The organism is Bradyrhizobium sp. HKCCYLR20261, from assembly GCF_051168435.1.
Classification (GTDB): domain Bacteria; phylum Pseudomonadota; class Alphaproteobacteria; order Rhizobiales; family Xanthobacteraceae; genus Bradyrhizobium.
On the sequence record NZ_JBNPUZ010000003.1, the window covers coordinates 98,288 to 116,769 of the forward strand.

General features: G+C 65.2%; 14 protein-coding genes. 6 read left to right on the plus strand and 8 right to left on the minus strand.

Features of this window, described 5'->3' with window-relative positions:
* Positions 1 to 3: 3 nt before the first annotated feature.
* Both ACQR1L_RS07595 and ACQR1L_RS07600 read left to right on the plus strand, forming a co-directional pair.
* Positions 4 to 5,550, plus strand: a complete 5,547-nt coding sequence (locus ACQR1L_RS07595) for a type I polyketide synthase (RefSeq protein WP_434857334.1) — start codon at positions 4 to 6, stop codon at positions 5,548 to 5,550.
* Positions 5,543 to 6,766, plus strand: coding sequence for a trans-sulfuration enzyme family protein (locus ACQR1L_RS07600; protein WP_434857335.1), 1,224 nt, complete (start codon positions 5,543 to 5,545; stop codon positions 6,764 to 6,766). The genes ACQR1L_RS07595 and ACQR1L_RS07600 overlap by 8 nt, the downstream gene beginning before the upstream one ends.
* A gap of 3 nt (positions 6,767 to 6,769) precedes the next feature.
* On the opposite strand, the gene ACQR1L_RS07605 is transcribed toward ACQR1L_RS07600, so the two are convergent.
* Together ACQR1L_RS07605 and ACQR1L_RS07610 are read right to left on the minus strand one after the other, a co-directional pair.
* Entirely contained in the window at positions 6,770 to 7,372 is a 603-nt protein-coding gene (locus tag ACQR1L_RS07605) for a DUF697 domain-containing protein (protein WP_434857336.1), read from the minus strand.
* The gene (locus ACQR1L_RS07610) at positions 7,369 to 8,016 is read right to left on the minus strand and encodes an AAA family ATPase (RefSeq protein WP_434857337.1); all 648 of its coding nucleotides are present in this window, start codon (positions 8,014 to 8,016) and stop codon (positions 7,369 to 7,371) included. The genes ACQR1L_RS07605 and ACQR1L_RS07610 overlap by 4 nt, the downstream gene beginning before the upstream one ends.
* A 199-nt stretch (positions 8,017 to 8,215) precedes the next feature.
* On the opposite strand from ACQR1L_RS07610, the gene recQ reads away from it, so the two are divergent.
* Entirely contained in the window at positions 8,216 to 10,021 is a 1,806-nt protein-coding gene (gene recQ, locus ACQR1L_RS07615) for a DNA helicase RecQ (RefSeq protein WP_434857338.1), read from the plus strand.
* A gap of 708 nt (positions 10,022 to 10,729) precedes the next feature.
* Here recQ and ACQR1L_RS07620 read toward each other — a convergent pair.
* From ACQR1L_RS07620 to ACQR1L_RS07645, 6 genes are all read right to left on the minus strand, one after another.
* Positions 10,730 to 11,254: a hypothetical protein gene (locus ACQR1L_RS07620; protein ID WP_434857339.1), complete on the minus strand. Its 525-nt coding sequence runs from the start codon at positions 11,252 to 11,254 to the stop codon at positions 10,730 to 10,732.
* 431 nt (positions 11,255 to 11,685) lie between these two features.
* Complete coding sequence (locus ACQR1L_RS07625; protein ID WP_434857340.1) at positions 11,686 to 12,303, minus strand: LpxA family transferase; 618 nt, start codon at positions 12,301 to 12,303, stop codon at positions 11,686 to 11,688.
* 277 nt (positions 12,304 to 12,580) lie between these two features.
* Entirely contained in the window at positions 12,581 to 12,928 is a 348-nt protein-coding gene (locus ACQR1L_RS07630; RefSeq protein ID WP_434857341.1) for a VOC family protein, read from the minus strand.
* 156 nt (positions 12,929 to 13,084) lie between these two features.
* Positions 13,085 to 13,459 (minus strand): hypothetical protein, encoded by a 375-nt coding sequence (locus tag ACQR1L_RS07635; RefSeq protein ID WP_434857342.1) that lies wholly within the window; start codon positions 13,457 to 13,459, stop codon positions 13,085 to 13,087.
* A 309-nt stretch (positions 13,460 to 13,768) separates the two neighbouring features.
* Positions 13,769 to 15,385, minus strand: coding sequence for an NAD(P)/FAD-dependent oxidoreductase (locus ACQR1L_RS07640; RefSeq protein ID WP_434857343.1), 1,617 nt, complete (start codon positions 15,383 to 15,385; stop codon positions 13,769 to 13,771).
* A 398-nt stretch (positions 15,386 to 15,783) separates the two neighbouring features.
* Entirely contained in the window at positions 15,784 to 16,854 is a 1,071-nt protein-coding gene (locus tag ACQR1L_RS07645) for an NAD-dependent epimerase/dehydratase family protein (protein WP_434857344.1), read from the minus strand.
* 115 nt (positions 16,855 to 16,969) lie between these two features.
* Between ACQR1L_RS07645 and ACQR1L_RS07650 the strand changes: the two genes are divergently transcribed.
* The 3 genes from ACQR1L_RS07650 to ACQR1L_RS07660 all read left to right on the plus strand — a co-directional run bounded on the left by ACQR1L_RS07650 (position 16,970) and on the right by ACQR1L_RS07660 (position 18,480).
* Positions 16,970 to 17,602, plus strand: a complete 633-nt coding sequence (locus ACQR1L_RS07650) for a TetR/AcrR family transcriptional regulator (protein ID WP_434857345.1) — start codon at positions 16,970 to 16,972, stop codon at positions 17,600 to 17,602.
* A 59-nt stretch (positions 17,603 to 17,661) separates the two neighbouring features.
* Positions 17,662 to 17,964 (plus strand): hypothetical protein, encoded by a 303-nt coding sequence (locus ACQR1L_RS07655; RefSeq protein ID WP_434857346.1) that lies wholly within the window; start codon positions 17,662 to 17,664, stop codon positions 17,962 to 17,964.
* Between the two features lie 213 nt (positions 17,965 to 18,177).
* Positions 18,178 to 18,480: a hypothetical protein gene (locus tag ACQR1L_RS07660; RefSeq protein ID WP_434857347.1), complete on the plus strand. Its 303-nt coding sequence runs from the start codon at positions 18,178 to 18,180 to the stop codon at positions 18,478 to 18,480.
* The last annotated feature ends 2 nt before the right edge of the window (positions 18,481 to 18,482 follow it).

Below are 18,482 nucleotides of genomic sequence, written 5' to 3' on the forward strand. Positions count from 1 at the left end.
GCCATGAGCACTCCCGAGCCCAAAGACCCGTCCTTGATCAAGCAGGCGCTGCTGACGATCCGCCGCCTGGAGGCGGAGATCGCGCGGCTCAAGACACCGGCGCCGGTCGCGATCGTCGGCATGGCCTGCCGCCTGCCCGGCGCCGAGACGCCGGCAGAATTGTGGGACAGTCTCGCGCGCGGGCACGACGCCGTGACGGAGACGCCTCGGGATCGCTGGGACAATGATCGTCTCGTCGACCCGGATCCCGCCGCGCCGAGGCACATGACCGCGCGCCACGGCGCGTTCTGCGACGGCATCGATCGCTTCGATGCCGACTTCTTCAACATCGCGCCGCGCGAAGCCCATGCGATGGATCCGCAGCAGCGCATGCTGCTCGAAGTCAGCTGGGAGGCGCTGGAGCGCGCCAACCAGGATCCGACCGCGCTCTATGGCAGCCCGGCGGGCGTGTTCATGGGCCTCGGCACGTTCGACTACGCGACACTGCAGGCCGAGGACCGCGATCGCGTCGGTCCTTATCATGTCAGCGGCACGGTGCTCAGCGTCGCCGCCGGTAGATTGTCCTACGTGCTCGGCCTCACCGGTCCGAGCATGACCATCGATACCGCGTGCTCCTCGTCGCTGGTCGCGATCCACCAGGCCTGCCGCAGTCTGCAGCAGAACGAGTGCAACCTCGCTCTGGCGGGCGGCGTCGGACTGATCCTCAGTCCGATCCCGAGCATCGCCTTCTCCAAGGCGCAGATGCTGTCGCCGCGCGGCCGCTGCCGCACATTCGATGCCGGTGCCGACGGCTATGTGCGCGGCGAGGGCTGCGGCGTCGTGGTGCTGAAGCGTCTTGCCGACGCCGAAGCCGACGGCGACACCATCCTCGGGATCATCAGGGGCAGCGCCGTCAATCAGGACGGCGCCAGCGGCGGCCTGACCGTGCCGAGCGGCGCGGCGCAGGAAGCCGTCATGCGCGAGGCGCTCGGCCGCGCCGGCCTCGCCGCTTCCGATGTCGCCTATGTCGAGGCGCACGGCACCGGCACGCCGCTCGGCGATCCGATCGAGCTGCGCGCCATCGGCCGCGTCTATGCCACCGAACGCGCCACCCCGTTGCTGGTCGGCTCGCTGAAAACCAACTTCGGACACCTCGAAGCCGCAGCTGGCGTCGCCGGCCTGATCAAGACCCTGCTCAGTCTGCAGCATGGCGTGGTGCCACCGCATCTGCATTTCGAGGTGCCCAACCCGAACATCGATTGGCACCATTATCAGCTCGCCGTTCCGCGCGAGCCGGCACCGCTGCCGGCCGGCCGGCGCGTCGCCGCCGTCAGCGCGTTCGGCTTCTCCGGCACCAATGCGCATCTCGTGATCGAGACGCCCGTGCCGGCTGATGCGCCGGAGGCAAGTGCGCCGCGCAACGAAGAGCTGCTGGTGATCTCCGCCAAATCTGCCGCGGCGTTGCGCGCTCAGGCGGACCGTCACGCCGATCTGATCGAGGCGCTGCCAGCGGGCGAACTCAACAACTATTGTGCGACAGCCGCGACCTGCCGCGGTGCATTCGCGCATCGCCTCGCGGTGACGGCTGCCACGCCACGCGAATTTGCGTCGCGTCTGCGCGCGTTCGCGCGGGATGAAGCCGCTCCGGAGCTCAGATCTGCCGTCGTTCGGCATGCCAGCGGCGATCCCGAGCAGACCTGCGACCGTCGCGCCGCGGCTGCCGCGTATCTTGCCGGCCGCCCCGTCGATTGGACGCTGCTCTGGCCTGCGAAGAGCTGGCGCAAGCGTGAGGTCGCGACGACGGCGTTCCAGCGACAGCGCTATTGGTTCGATCTCGCAAGCGGCACGCCGCGTTCTCTGTTCGGCGCGCCCATGCGCTCGGCGGCGCTCGATGCGACGCTGTTTCAGTTCCGGCTCGGTGCGCCGCTGCGGCCGCTGCTCGCCGATCACGAGGTGCAGGGCACGCTCGTCGTCGCCGGCGCCGTCTGGATCGCAGCCGCCTGCGATGCGGCCGAACGCTGTAACGCCGGTGGCCTGCGCGATGTCAGGTTGCCGCAGCCGCTCACGCTCGGGCGCGGCGCCGAAGTAGAAGGCGAGATCGCCATCCACGACGGCGACCAGGATCGCGGTCAGCTGACACTGATGAGCCGCGCCATGGGCTCGTCCACATGGCGCCGCTGCCTGACGGCCGAACTCGATCGACCGGAGACAGCGCTGCCGACGAGCGCGCTCGCGGCGCTCCGCGGCTCGTGTCGTGAGGTCGTCGACGTCACCGCGCTTTATGAACACGCGCGACGGTTCGGGATCGCGCTTGGTCCTCGCTTCCGGTGGCTGCAGCAGGTCTGGCGCGGTCCTGACGAGGCCCTGGCGCACTGCGCGCCGCCCGAAGGCGTCATCGCAGACGAAGCCGGACCGCTGCATCCCGGGCTGATCGATGCCGGCTTCCAACTGCTGCTCGCGGCGCTCGGCGACGCCTATCGCGCGCCGATCGTGCCGGTGCGCTGCGCCAGCGTGCGCTGGACTGAACGTCCGGAGTTGGCGAGCGGCTGGTGGCACATGCGGCTGACACACCGTGACGCCGAGAGCGTGACAACGGATCTGCGCCTGCTGTCGGACGACGGCACCACGCGGCTCGCAATCGAAGGCTTCGAAGCGCGCGCGATGTTGCCCGACTGGCTCACGTCCGCCGATGCCGCGCCCGATGCCTGGTTCATCGCCGAGCAATGGCGCGAACGACGGCTGCATCGGCCCGGCATTCGCGAACTCGCGGCAAGGACCGGAGAAGAAGGCGCGCGGCTCTCCGCGGCGCAGCCCTATGCCGCCTATCGCGAAGGCCAGCGCGTGCTCGATGACGTCAGCCTGTGTTACGCGGCCCATGCGCTGCATGCCCTCGGCTGGCGCCGTCATCTCGGACTCGACGGCTCCCTCGAGACGATCGCGTCGCGTTTCGGCATTGCGCAGCACCAGCGAGCCCTGTTCGCGCGCATGCTCTCGATGCTGGCGCAAGCCGGCCTCGTGACCGCGACATCGACCGGCTACGCCGACCGGCTCGAGCGGCCGCTGCCGCCGGTTCCACCCGCCGATCTGCCCGACCATTCGATCGCCGCCGAGTGGCGCCTGTTGTCGCGCTGCGGCCCTCGGCTGCCCGAGGTGCTCACCGGCAAGCTCAATCCGCTCGAACTGCTCTCGCCCGCCGGCGATCCGCGCCTGCTCGCCGAACTGTATTCGGAGCCGTTGCCAACACGTTGCTTGAACACGCTGGTGAAGCAGGCGCTGACGGACTGGGTGGAGCGAGCCGGCCCCGGCCCGATCCACGCGATCGAGATCGGCGCTGGCACAGGCGCGACCACGGCCGCCGTGCTCGACGCCCTGCCGGGTGACACGACGCGCTACGTCTTCACTGACGTCGGCACAACATTTCTCACCAACGCGCGCGAGCGCTTCGGCGACCGCATCGAGACACAGCGGCTCGACATCGAGGCCGATCCGGCCAGCCAGGGCGTGACTCTGGGAAGCTTTGATATCGTCATCGCTGCCAACGTCCTGCATGCGACGCGTGACCTCTCGGCGACGCTCGCCCACGCACGTCAGTTGCTGGCACCGGGCGGATTGCTGGTGCTGGTCGAGGCGGTGACGCCGCAACGCTGGCTCGATCTGACCTTCGGCATGACCGAGGGCTGGTGGCGCTTCGACGACGACCGGCGCAAGACGGGGCACGCCCTGCTCGACATCCCCGGCTGGACGCGGATGCTCGCGCGGCATGGCTTCGGCGAAATCTCGCCGCTGCTTGGCGCAGAGCCGTTCGGCCAGACTGCCATCCTCGCGCGTGCTGGCCGCAACATCGACAGTGAATGGCTGCTCATCGCCGATGAGGGCGGAGAGGCCGCGCGGCTGGCGCAGTTGCTGTCTGACACCGGTGCGCCGTGCAGCCTGACGCGCCGATCCGAGCTTTCCCGCCGCGTAAACGCAGCGAAGGGCCGCCTTCACATCGTCGATTGCACGGCACTGGATGCGGCCGGCACAACCGGCGTCGCCGTCGAGGCGATGCGCACGGCGGTTCTCAACACCACCGCTCGCGGCCTCGCGACACTGCAGGTCGCAGCATCGCTGTCCTCGCCGGCGCGCGTGAGCATCCTGACGCAAGGCGCAATCGCCACGACGCCGGGCGATCCCGTCGACGGCCTCGCCGCATCGGCTCTGCCGGGCCTGATGAAAGTGGCCGCACTCGAGCTACCAAATCTCTCCGCCCGCCTGATCGATATCGACGCCGGCACGACTACTGCCGATCTCCTCGCGGTGCTCGAGAGCAGCGAGGCTGAAACGCTGCAGGCTGTCCGCAACGGCCGCCGTCTGGTGGCACGGATCGCACCGGCCGCGCCGGAGCGGGCCGACGATCCGCCGCCTGCTCTCGCCCTCGACGGCATCCAGCTGATCACCGGCGGCTATGGTGGTCTTGGATTGGCGCTCGCCGAGGCGCTCGTCGCCAAAGGCGCGCGCAAGCTCGCGCTGGTCGGGCGGCGTGGGCCCGACGAAACCATCCGCAAGCGTCTCGCGCAATGGAGTGTCGCGGGCGTGGAGATCCACGCGCTGTCCGCTGATGTCGCCAACGAAGCGGACATGCGCGCCGCCCTCTCGAAGCTGCCCCGCGACGTCCCCATCCACAGCGTCTTTCATGCCGCCGGCGTGCTCGACGATGCCTTGCTGAGCGAGCAGTCCGCGGAGCGGCTGGCCCGCGCGTTCGATCCAAAGGTGACGGGCGCGCTGGTGCTGCATCGTCTGTTTCCACAGACCGATCTCGCCTGCTTCGTGCTGTTCTCGTCGGCCGCGTCGCTGCTCGGCTCGGCGGGACAGGCTAGCCATGCCGCGGCCAATGCCTGGCTCGATGCGTTGGCTGCGCATCGCCGCGCGCGCGGACTGGCAGCGATCAGCATCAATTGGGGAGCCTGGTCCGAGACGGGTGTCGTGGCCGGTCTGGACCACCAAGCCAATCTGCAGCGCCTCGGCATCGGCGCGATCCGGACGGCACAGGGGCTCGACGCGCTGTTTCGCATCCTCGAGGCCAATCCCGCGCAAGTCGGCGTCGTGCCGCTCGATCTCGACCGCTTCCTGGAGCGGCGCGGAACAGCTCCCGCGTTCGACGAGCTGCGCGGCAGCCGCGATCGACGGCAGTCCCGGATCGATGCCGCTGAGCCCAGCCATGCGGACGAGACGCTGCTCGCGGGGGTGTTGGCCGATCTCGCCAGATCGCTTGGACGTGACTCCGGCGACGGCATCGATCCCGACCGGCGGCTCGCCGAACTGGGTCTGGATTCGCTGAGCGGCCTCGACCTGCGCAACCGCCTGCAGGCCCGAACGGGCATCCGTCTGCCGGCCACCGTCATTTTCGATCATCCGACACCACGGCTGATCGCGGCCCATCTCGAAACATTGCGGGCCGACGCGCCATCGGCCGAGCCTCCCGCGACCGCTGACATGCCGGCGCCGTCCGAGGATGCCCTCGACGGTCTGTCCGAAGACGAACTCGACGCGCTGATCGACATGCTCGCTCCGGAGGGCACCGGCCGTGACTGACAACAACGCCATCAGACTGAGCCTGTCGCGAATTGCGGCGGGCGCTCCGGACCGGCCCTGCGAAACGCCGCTCCATCTGACCACCCGCGTCGTGCAGGCAACCAGCGAACGGCAGACGCCGCAGCCCGCCATCCAGCCCGCCTCGACGGTGTTCTTCGACAATGTCGAGAGCCTGCACGAGGCCGAGGCCAATCCGTTCGACGTGTTCTTCTATGGCGGCATGGGCACCCCCGCGGTCAGCCGGATCGAAACGGCGGTGGCCCAGCTCGAGCTCGGCGAGCGCGCCATCCTGGTTTCCAGCGGCAGCGCCGCGGTCACGACCGCCCTGCTCGCCTTTGCCCGGTCCGGCCAGCATCTCCTGGTCGTCGACACCGTCGCCTCGAGCACCCGCCGGTTCTGCGAGACCGTGCTGCGCGGCCTCGGCGTCGAGATCGAATTCTACGATCCGGCGATCGGGGCCGATATCGCCCGGCTGCTCCGCCCGGACAGCTGCGCGGTCTACATGGAGTCGCCGGGCTCGCTGTCGCTGGAGATGCAGGACGTCCCGGCCATCGCGGCTGCGGCGCGGGCGCGGGGCGTCGTCACCATCCTCGACAACAGCTGGGGCGCGTTCGGCGCCTTCCGGCCGTTCGATCATGGCGTCGACGTCGTCGTGGTGTCGCTCGGCAAGCAGGCGGCGGGCCATGCCGACCTGATGCTCGGCGCGCTCGTCACGTCGCATCGCCATGCCGCGCGGCTTAAGGATATCGCGGTGCAGCTCGGCCACGTGCCCGGCGCGCTGGAATCGTATCTCGCGCTGCGCGGGCTCCGCAGCCTGCCGCTGCGCGGCGAGCGGCAGCTGCGAACCACGATCGAGCTCGGCCGCTGGTTTTCGGGCCGCGCCGACGTGCGCCGCGTGCTATGCCCGGCGCTGCCGGGTGCGCCCGGCCACGAGCTATGGCGCCGCGACTGCAGAGGCGCCGCCGGGCTGTTGACCGTCGCCTTCACGACCGAGGCCCGCGACGACGTGATCGCCGCCATCAACCGCCTCGTGCTCAGCCGGCTCGGCTTCGGCTGGGGCGGCGCCGAGAGCCTGGTCTTGCCGATCCTCGAGCCGCCGCCGCGGCTGTTCGCGCGGCAGCCGGCGGACGAGTTCTGGGTCCGTATCTCGACCGGCCTCGAAGAGGCCGCCGACCTCATCGCCGACTGGTCGCGCGCGCTCGACCGGAGCGCATAGCGCTCACGCGGCGAGATCGACAAGGCTGCCGCCCTGCTCGAAATGATCGAGAAAGATGCCGCCGAGCACGCGCGTGGTCGTCATCGCCGTCAATGAGAACACAGCGACGCCGTAGAGGTTGGCGCCGGGCACCACGCGGCTGAGCGCCGCCGTGGTCAGCCCTCCAGCGACCACCGGCGTGGCCGCGGCCATCAGGCTGGCCACGATCGGCCGGGCCTGGTCGTATTGGAACGGCACGCCATACTCCTCGGCGAGCTTCTTCAGCATGTGGAGCACGATCAGCCCGACGCCGACAGGTCCCGCGAACGGGATCGGGATCAGGCCGCCGGCGGCCGCATAGGCGGCGTAGCGCTCCACGATCAGCTGCGCGCGGTCGCGATGCGGCGGCACGGCGGCCATCGACGCGGGCGCCAGCGCCGGCGCGACCACCTCATCGACCGGATCGGACTCCGCCTCGCGCGACGCAGCCTTGTCCTTTGCGGCCTTGCCGTCCGCGATCTTGTCGCCGAGCTTGTCACCGATCTTGGCATCGCCGGCGCCGGGCGCACCCGTGCCGCGCATCTCTCCCATCGTCCGGCCGACCGCCTTCGGCAGCTTGCGGCTCATGCCGCGGCCTCATGCAGGAACAGGCGATCGATCTCGTTCGCGATCGCGGCGATGTCCTGCGCGGCGCGGCCGCCCTCGTCGACGAGATCGGGCGTTGCTCCATACAAGGCCGCTTCCGGATAGGCGACGCGGTTCTGCATCTCGCTGTCGAGCAGCGGGAAGCCCGCCTTCATGATCTCCGCGCGGATGTGCTTGGCGATGACCGACTCGCGCGTGGTCTGGGTCAGCAGGCAGCGGAACAGCGGCCGCCAGCCCTTGATGCCGTTGACCAGGATCGCCAGCGTATCGAGCATGGCATCGACATCCAGCGGCGACGGCTTCACCGGCACGATCACGAGATCGGCGGCGGCGAGCGCGCCGAGCGTCGACGGCGTGCGGAACCCCGGCGTGTCGATGATCACCAGCGCCGATTTGGCGAGCTCCTTGGCGGTGCGCCAGACGCCTTCCGTGGCGTCCTCCACGATCCGCAAGCCCGCCAATCCGCGCTGCCGCTGGGCGATCCGCACCACCGAGCGCTGCGGATCGGCGTCGACGAGGACGACCCTGCGCCCGCTGAGGTGCCAATGCACCGCGAGACAGGTCGCGACCGTGCTCTTGCCGCTCCCACCTTTCAGCGTGGCCAGCGTGATGATCCGGTTGGTCATGTCAGCCCACCCCGAGCCCATGCTCGTATCGAGATAGGAGCATAATGCGATGCACGCCGATTCTGCCACAATTCGTCGGCTTGTCCAACGCGCGGCTGTTTCCCGCCGAAATCAACCGCCGCGGGCAGCTTTCGCTTGACGTCGGCGGGCTGCGACGGGACTTATCCAGTCCCATCGTCCGCCGAAGAAGTGCGTTGTCATGACTGCCGATCCGCTCTCGATCCTCAAGACCGTGTTCGGCTATGACAGTTTTCGCGGGCGGCAGCGCGACATCGTCGACCACGTGATCGCCGGCCACAACGCCTTCGTGCTGATGCCGACCGGCGGCGGCAAGTCGCTGTGCTACCAGATCCCGGCGCTGGCGCGTCCCGGCCTCGGCCTCGTGATCTCGCCCTTGATTGCGCTGATGGAGGACCAGGTCACGGCGCTGCGCCAGGCCGGCATCAAGGCCGCCGCGCTGAACTCGCGGCTGTGGGGCGCCGAGAAGGACCTGCTGTGGCAGGACATCGATCGCGGCGAGCTCGACCTCCTCTACATGGCGCCCGAAACCCTGCTCAAGCCGGAAAACATCGAGCGCCTCAAATCCGCGCAGCTGTCGCTGATCGCGATCGACGAGGCGCATTGCGTCTCGCAATGGGGCCACGACTTCCGGCCGGAATACCGCGCGCTCGACTGCCTCGCCGAGTTGTTCCCCAAGATCCCGCGCATGGCGCTGACGGCGACGGCGGATGCCCCGACGCGAGCCGAGATCGTCGAGCATCTGCACATCGGCGAGAACAACAGCTTCATCGCCGGCTTCGACCGGCCGAACATCCGCTACGGCGCGGCGGAGAAGGTCAACAGCATGCAGCAGATGCTGGCCTTCCTGAAATCGCGCGAGGGCGAGAGCGGCATCGTCTATTGCCTGTCGAAGCGCAAGACCGAGGAGGTCGCGGCCTCGCTCAGCGAACACGGCTTTCCGGCGCTGCCCTACCACGCCGGCATGGAGATGAAGGCGCGCGAGAAGAACCAGCGCCGCTTCCAGCTCGAACAGGGCCTGATCATGGTCGCCACCATCGCCTTCGGCATGGGCATCGACAAGCCCGACGTGCGCTTCGTCGTCCATGCCGACCTGCCCTCCAGCATCGAGGCCTACTATCAGGAGACCGGCCGCGCCGGACGCGACGGCCTGCCGTCGGAGACCCTGATGCTGTACGGCGCCGAGGACATCGCGCTGCGCCGCCGCTTCATCGACGAATCCGACGCGCCCGATGCGCGCAAGCGCACCGAGCGCCGCAAGCTCGACGCCCTGCTCGGCTTCGCCGAGACCTGCCAGTGCCGCCGCCAGGTGTTGCTGCGTTATTTCGGCGACGACTGCGAGCCGTGCGGCAATTGCGACATCTGCATCGATCCGCCGCAGACCTTCGACGGCACCATCGCCGCGCAGAAGCTGCTGTCCTGCATCCACCGCACCGGTGAGCGCTTCGGCCAGATGCATGTGATCGCGGTGCTGCTCGGCGAGCGCGACGAGCGCATCGAGCGGCTCGGCCATGACAAGCTCTCGACCTTCGGCATCGGCACCGAGCATGATCGCAACGCCTGGCGCTCGATCGTCCGCCAGCTCGTCGCGCACGGGCTGATCAGCGTCGACATCGCCGGCCATGGCGGCCTGTCGATCTCGCCCGAGGGCCGCCAGTTCCTGCGCGACAAGCCCCAGCTCAGCCTGCGCGTGCTGAAGAAGACCCGGCGCGACCGCAAGGCCAGGGAGCGCGAGACCGCGGCGGCGTTTCCCGACATCGACCGCGAGCTTTTCGACAAGCTGCGCACCAAGCGCATGGAGCTTGCGAGAGAACAGAACGTGCCGCCCTACGTCATCTTCCACGACAAGACCCTGGCCGAGATGGCCGCGCGCCATCCGCGCACCACGGCCGAGCTCGCGGCGATTCCGGGCGCCGGCACCGTCAAGCTCGCGCGCTATGGCGACGCCTTCGTCGCCGTCATCAACGCGCATGATGCCGGTCGCTAGCGCGGCGGGCACGGGCGTCTTTCCACTTATCGAACAACACATGTGAGATCGCGATCCCGCGGCGCGTCGCGCCCGAGTTTTGCATCAGTCGACCTCTTCGTTGAAGAAGAGGCGCAGGGAAGACCGGGTATCGACTGACACCCGCGGTCCGCGTGCAGCAAATAAGCACGCGGCAGAACCACAGGTTCAGCCCAATATCCGGCCTTCCCCGCGCGACGGTTTTGCGGGTTATAGGCGCTCTCCCCGGGGACCGGCTGTCTTGCCCCCGTCGCCAGCGGATCATCATCACCACCGGCTTGGTCTCAGCGTCGGGAGACCAGGACCACACCATTTCGCCGTCGCATCGCTCCGTTCGTCGGCGCAAACCAGGTTCACGCTGCGGACCAATGCGCCCATCGCATCTCCGGCTCGACGCTTCATGACGATCGCGAAACGTCCCTCTTCAGCGAGCCGGGATGCGCGGAAATGTGCAGCTGATTTGCCCGACGACACAAGGGATGAGTCCGCGACAAACTGGCTCGACGGGCAGTTAGCGCAGGGGTGACATGCGGAAGTTGCCCGTCGTGCAGACGGGATCACATCAGCTTGGCCGAAAGCTCATGACCCCTCGCGAGCAAGAATTGACTTAGATCGCTCAAGAGTACAACACCGAAGAGCGGACATGCTGTGCTCCGCGACCAGGGGGATATCGAGCGCGCCCCATCGGGATCAGGGCTCGTCGAGCCTCCTCATCATGCCACCGTTGATTTCCACTCTGACCGGGCGAATGCCGCGGCGAGCCATCTCCTCCCGTTCGGAGGCGAAGGTGCCCTTAGGGTTACATTCCGAACTCAAAGATGCGTAGTGACTGCTTCTATGAGTGATGGAATCGATAGGTTTAGCATCGAGGTCAATGTCCCAAAAGAACGACCTGCAGTCCTCATCCTCTGTTGCGGCCGCCGGACGGCATTTTGGCAATTCCGATATGCGTGACTCACAATGTATGGTGTCTCGGTAAAAATGCTGCGGCACGCCCACGCATTCCGCCCTCCATCTCCAAGGGCTGATCTTGTCGATCGAGCATGCATCGCGGTGGAGTGAATACACGATGGCAAGTTCCGGCCTGTTCAATGCAGTGAGAGAGCGCTGCATTGCCTCTTCGGTTGACGGCGCGTTGAGCACCCTGATCGCCGTCCACGCCACAAATGCGCTGCATGCAATGACCGTAAGCCCTCCCCAATTGAGCAGCTTCATATCCAGTTGCCTTTCAGCGAGACGAGAAGCCGTCTCTACCAACCTGCCGCTTTGCAGCAACCGCCGATCTTGACAAAAGTCAGTATATATCCGCCAGAGTGAAGGCGGATTTGTCCGGAGCTGTGGGGCTTTCGGGTTCGCTGCCCGACGACGAGCGCTCTAAGCCACAAGCCGTCTATCGCTTTCGCCGCAGGTCACTTCCGGTTGTGTCCCGCGAGCCGACGTCGCCTTTGCCGGTCGGAAGCTCCGAGATGGGCCAATTTCGGAAGTTGCGATTCAACCAAGCCAGTTCCGATCTATCACCAACAGCGAACACTCGGCGGCGCGGGCGGCGGACGGAGCCTCAGTCCCGAGCGGTCTTGCGGTTCTGAGATTGATCGCCAGCCATTACTTGCTCGCCTGTTCGATAGGCAGGTCGCCATGGTCCCGACTCAGGCAAGCAGATTTGGGTGCTGATCGACCTTGCCTAGCCTCGTCAGGCGAAAGCCGGGTTTGATCAAAGCCCCCGGAGCAATGACGGCGTTCGCGCCAATGCGGGCGTTATCTCCAATCAGCGCGCCGAACTTGTCGACACCGGTGTCGATAACGCTTCCCTGCCAGACGATCCTGATGCGCTTGTCGTCCATCTCGTTACGATAATTCGCAACGATGGCGCCCGCCTCGATGTTGACGCCGGCGCCGATGATGGAATCGCCGACAAAACTTAGATGCGCCACCTTGGAGGCGCAAAACATGATGGTCGTCTTGAGCTCGCATGCCGGCCCGACAATGCATTCCTCTCCGAGGAATATGCCGCCGCGCAGATATGCGCTTGCCGCCACGAACGATCCGGGACCGATGATTGCGGGGCCCTTGATGATCGCACCGGGCTCGATCGTCGAGGATTCATGGATCGCCTTATCGCCTTCGAATGCGTAGCCGGCACCGAGACCGCATATCATTGAGCGAATGAGCTCGGAGGCCTGGGTGGTGATCTGCCACGGCTCCAATCCGTGCCGTGCGAAGCTGCTCGAATGCCATGAGGCGACGAAAGCGCTTGGATCGATCATGGAATGGAGTCTCGTGTGACGGCTGAAATCCTCGGCAAACGCGAAGTCGGAAAACAGCTTATGCAGGTTTACCGGTCTCGTCCACGTCGTCAAGATCAGCCAGCGCGCGGGTGACGAAAGCTTTCCTACATCGCAAAGAGGCTGGTTCGAGTCCGGTTTGGGTCAAAAGCCGCCGTCTGGTCGGCCAGCACCCTACGTCCGGTCGCACTCCAACTGCAAGCGTCCCAGGCGCCGACTGGAACGTCCGGCGAAACTCGGAGAAGAGTTCCGGTGACCTTCAGCTATCGACGACGTTCACGAGGTTGCCCGCCGGATCACGAAAGAAGAACCGACGAAGTCCCCAGCTTTCCGTAACGGGACCATAAACCACTTCCGCACCGGCTGCTCGAACCGCGCGCTCGGTCGCGGCGAGATCGGTGACTCCAATGGAAATAACAGGTAGCTCTGTGCCAGCGCCGCCCTCGGACGCAGTGTGCAGCTCGATCTTCTGGCTCGTGCCTTTGCCTAGAAAAGTGATCCAACCCATGTCGAGGGGAAGATCGAGTTCGAACACCTGCTGATAGAATGTTGCCAACGCCGTGGGGGCACGGGCGGAGAGATTAGCGACAATTCTTGTCACGGCCATCTTCAGACCACTCCTTGCAATGCTGACTTCAGGATAGTCATTTATCGATCACAGCGGCCGGTTCTCACCTGTACGTTTTGAAGGCGAGAACGATTTCCTGAAGGATGGCGCTAGTCGGTTTCGATGGCAGAGGCGGACTTCGCTGACCTTGCAGCTTCAGTTGTCTCCCCAAGCGGCACAGACAACTCCCGCAATGGCTCCGGGTAAACTCGCGAGCAAAGCACCCGGGTGATCAAGACTGAGCGGGAGTGGAACGAATTCAATCAGAACGAATGAGAGAATGCCACCCGAGAGCAGACATCCGAGGCTCCTCAACCAGAGCGGCATTGACCGATCTATCAACTCGCGATCAATGCAATAGACGAGGACCCCAAGGGGAAGCCCAAATAGATAGATGAAGGGCCATCCGACCAATGTACCGATGATGAGCAACGCTGGCTTTCCGAGCACGGCGCACAGAACAATCCAGCCGATCACCGGCCCAGCCAAGGCGAAGATGTATTGGCGGTGAACTTGTCCGGCATCGATCATCAGGCGACGGTACTCTCGTTGCACCAAACGTGCTCTTTTCTCAACCACTGGGAAACGACCAGTTCCGTCCGAAAATTGGCAACTACATACAACCCGCGTCAAGTCAAAAGGGCGACCTGACTTCCGCAATGCACCAATGGCCGGCCTGGCCGGTCATGCGCGGAACCGACGCGGATATGCCAGACCGAGCCAAGGCCTACGGCCTGAAAAATAGCGATGCGGCATGCATTGTGGTCGCCTGGCGGAATTGTCTGACATGAACCAATAGCAGATAACGACAGCCAGTTGTCGGACCGGCTCTCCCGGAGGTCAGTCGACGACTATGCTCTTCGCCACCGCTTCCGCGATCTTGATGCCGTCGATGCCGGCGGAGAGAATTCCGCCGGCATAGCCAGCGCCCTCGCCGGCGGGAAACAGCCCTTTGGTGTTGAGGCTCTGGAACGTGTCGTCGCGCGTGATGCGAATGGGGGAAGACGTGCGTGTCTCCACGCCGGTAAGAACCGCATCCCCCATATCGAAACCGCGGATCCTGCGGCCGAACACAACGAGCGCCTCGCGGATCGCCGCGATCGCATAGTCGGGCAAGCACGCAGAAAGGTCAGTCGGTGTGACGCCTGGCTTGTAGGACGGGATAACGCTGCCGAGCGACGTTGAAGGTACGCCGGCAAGGAAGTCGCCGACACGCTGCCCCGGCGCCGCGTAAGTGCCGCCCCCCGCAACAAACGCCGCCGACTCCCAGCGCCGTTGGAAATCGACCCCCGCCAGCGCCCCGCCCGGAAAATCGCGCGGGGTAATCCCGACCACGATACCCGCGTTGGCGTTGCGCTCGGCGCGTGAATACTGGCTCATGCCATTGGTGACCACGCGTCCAGGCTCGGACGTTGCTGCGACCACTGTGCCGCCCGGACACATACAGAAACTGTAAACGGCGCGATCATTGGAGGCATGATGGACAAGCTTGTAATCCGCGGCGCCCAGAACAGGATGCCCCGCGCGAGCGCCGAACCGCGCCGCATCGATAACAGATTGCGGATGCTCGATCCGGAAGCCGATTGAGAACGGCTTCGCCTCCACGTGGACCCCGCGATCCGCCAGAACCTGGAAAGTATCGCGCGACGAGTGGCCGATCGCGAGCACGACATGGCTTGCTGCGATGCGCTCACCGTCGGACAGTATGACGCCACGGATGCGCCGCTCACCGTTGCTGGACGTCTCGATATCGAAATCCGCAACGCGGCTCTTGAAACGGTATTCTCCACCAAGCCCTTCGATCGTGGCCCGCATGTTCTCCACCATCTTCACGAGGCGGAAAGTCCCGATATGGGGGTGAGCTTCGGTGAGAATTTCAGATGGCGCGTCCGCCTTGACAAACTCGGTCAGCACCTTGCGGCCGAGGTGGCGCGGATCCTTGACCTGGCTGTAGAGCTTGCCATCGGAAAACGTTCCCGCGCCACCCTCGCCGTATTGCACGTTCGATTCTGGATCAAGCACAGAGCGGCGCCATAGCGCCCAAGTGTCCTTGGTGCGCTCCCGCACCACTTTGCCGCGCTCCAGAATGAGCGGCCGAAAGCCCATCTGGGCAAGCACAAGCGCCGCGAACAGTCCACAAGGCCCGGCACCGATCACGAGCGGCCGCACGCGCAGGCTTTCGGGCGCGCGAGCGACAAACCGGTAAGTCATATCTGGAGCGGGAACAACATCCTTGTCCTTTGCGAAGCGCTTCAGCACGGCCGCTTCGTCCCTCACCTCGACATCGAGCGAATAGACCAGCGCGATGTCGGACTTTTTACGTGCGTCATGGGCGCGCCGGAATATCGCGCACGAGAGCAGATGCTCCACCGGTATGCGCAACCGAGCGGCGGCCGCCTTCTTGATTGCTTCAGCCGGATGATCCAGCGGTAACTTGATTTCGGTCAGGCGAATCACTTGCACCGCGACGAGTAGGTTGGAATTGCCATCTTGTAGCACAACAAAGGCGCGGCGTATGACGCCATCCGTATCCGCAAGGCGACATGTTCGCTCTGGGTCAAAAGCTGCCCTCCGGCCGTCCGACGGCTTACTCCGGGTTACATCTCGGGAGCGGACGTCGCCGGGCGCAGACCGGCGGTACGAGTTGGCCCAGAAGCGAGATCGAATAAAACCGGCTGTCCATCACTCCTGATCTTGCTCTGACTCAACGAGCCAGCCGATGCGCGCCAAATGCTCAACCACTGGGCGCAGGCGAGATTCATCGTGAATGCCCCCAAGCATGCCGATCGTTAAAGCATTCGCGACAAGGGCGGCAGGACTTCCGAAAAAGCCCGCCGAGCGGCCTGATAAGGTCGTCACGAAGCAATGCTCGCGCGGTGCTCGCCGTGTTGAGCAAGGGCACCAGCGAACTTGGGCGCGGTCTTCCGCATCGCCGACAGGCCTTCGCGCATCGTGATCTGCGGCGTATAGCCCAACTCGGCTTGAGCCTTGCGGATGCTGATGGTGAACGGCTGGCCGATAAGGCGTAACATCTGCCGCGTAATCGGCGGTTCACCCTTGAGGCGCAGCCTACGCCACGCGACGCCCATCATCCCGGCCATCATCCAGGCAATCCTGAACGGGACCGCCTTGTCCGGTGCAGTCACCTCGCGCGTGGCAAGCAACGACGAAATGAAGCTTTTCAACGTGCTCTGCTCGGCATCCGCGACGAAATAGGCGTGGCCGCCGCGACCCGCGTCTGCGGCGAGAAGCAGCGCATGACACAGATTATCGACATGACAGCTCGACATGGCCTGTTCGCCACCGGACACCCACTGCCATCGTCCGGCCTTCACCGTCTCCACCATGTGATCAAGAGTCGGCATCTCGCCGCCCCAAATGAATGGTGGCCGCAGTGCGACCGTCTCCAGACCTGGCCTCACGCCGTTGGCTGCGAGCAAAGCGCACTCACCTTCGGCCTTCGATGATCCATAAGGCGAGAAGGCCCGCGTGTGCAGAGGGAAGCTCTCGTCGACATCGAACATTGGTTCGGGATCGCCCATGACAACGGCCGCGGCACTCACGGCGACCACGCGGCGCACGCTGCTCGTCGCAACTGCAGCTTTGACGACCGAGCGCGTACCCTCGACGTTGACCGTGTCGAAGACTTTCTGCTTTCCCCAAAGCTTGAAGTGCGCGGCCACGTGGAAAACGACCTCGCATCCGTCCATCGCTCGTCGCAGCGATTGTTCGTCGTTGAGTTCGCCGGGGACGACGCTTGCTCCGAGACCCTTCACCTTTGCCTCGCTGTCCGCGCTGCGGGCGAGCGCACGCACTTGCCAACCCTCCCTGAGAAGACGCGCGATCAGGTGACGTCCGACGAAGCCTGAGCCACCCGTCACAAGAGCGAGGCGCGGAGGGCGGGACGATGAAGCGGTAGCAATCATGACGGACCTCTTCTGCTGATGGTCCGATCCTGATGATCACTCGTTCAAAAGTCAACGAACATATTTCATATTTTCGTTTGCGTATTCGGAGACCCACCGTTATTGTGATGGGACCATGAAATCGAAGGATTCCACCTCCGCACCCCCCTCTCCCGACGACGAAAATTCGTTTCGGGCGCAGATTCTGGATGCGGCGCGTGATCAGGTGCGACGTCATGGCGAAGCCAAGACCAACGTTGTCGATGTCGCCCGGGCCATGGGTACGTCACACACGACGATTTATCGCCACTTCCGCTCCAAAGCTGACCTCTTCGATGCGCTCGTCGTCGAGGCCATGCGTGATGAGGAAGAGATGGCGCGTCGCTTCGCGGACGCCAAAGGACCGTTCGCAGAGCGGATCGAGGGCATGGTGCTTGCGCTGCATGCCCGCAAGCGCGAACGCTTCGTTGCTGATCCGGAGGTTTACGGGTTGTACCGTCGCATTGTGGAAGAGAGGCCAGAGATCATCGCGGCCTATTCCCGAGCAATGACTTCGCTCATCGCCCGCATTCTCGCTGACGCGAAAAAACGTGGCGAAATCAAAGTTGACGATATTGATGCGGCGGCTGGCGTCGTACGAGATGCAGTCACCGTTTTCGTGCACCCCGCCCACGTCGCAGCGGCGGCCGCAGCCAATCTTCCGAGCGAGAGAATGGCTCGCAACGTCGTACGAACGCTCTGCGCCGGTTTCCGCGCTGGACTTGATTGAAGGCGGGCCGGATCGGCCGGCCGTTGTGGAGCTTCGCCTCCGCCGATCGCAGCGAACTGATGATCTGGTTGAGCCCGGTGGTGCGCACGATCCGGCAGGAGGCCCAGCGGCGCGGCTACGAATGCGACGATGTTGCCGCCGCGCTCGGCCGCTACAATCCGATCAACTGGTCAACCGGATCGAACGCGTCGCGCCCGACAGCCGGCTCGTCGTCGGCCGCTTCGACCGGATGGTGCCGCGCGCCCGCGGCCAGGCGCGCTGCTCACGCGCGCGAGGCGACGGATTGTCGGCGACATCTCTTCGAGCTGCCGCTGGGCCATGTCGCGGTCCTCGCCGTGAGCGGCTTTCTGCAATGGCGCTAGCTGCGCGCTGAGGCCCACCGTTCGCAGCGATGAGCACAGCGCGGGCAACACCTCGTTGCACTGCAACGATCGCTGCAAACTACTCCGAACTACTTCCAGAACGGATGCATTTTGTCGGATTCGCGACACCAACTTTTCTTGACCCCCGCGCCGACCGCTCCTAGCTTCCGCCCCCGCTTGCGGCGATCAACAAACTCATCAAGGGCGGAAACGATGGTTCGCGAATTCGAATACAAGGGAGAAGTGTTCCGGGTGACGGCGCATGGCATTCACGGCCATGAGGAGATCTTCATCGTGCACATCGATGACGGCGTCGAGGGCGGCGAGATCTCGATCGACCGCATGACCGAGGAGAACGATAAGTCGGCGCCGCTGGAATCCATCATCGTCATGCTGTGCGACAAACTGATTCCAGAGTCCGCCATCGCCTGCCGAAACCCCGGCGCGCCGTTCGCATGGCGAGAGGGCAAGGTGGTCTATCAGGTGCATGATGGCGTGCAGGCACTGAACCATTGAAC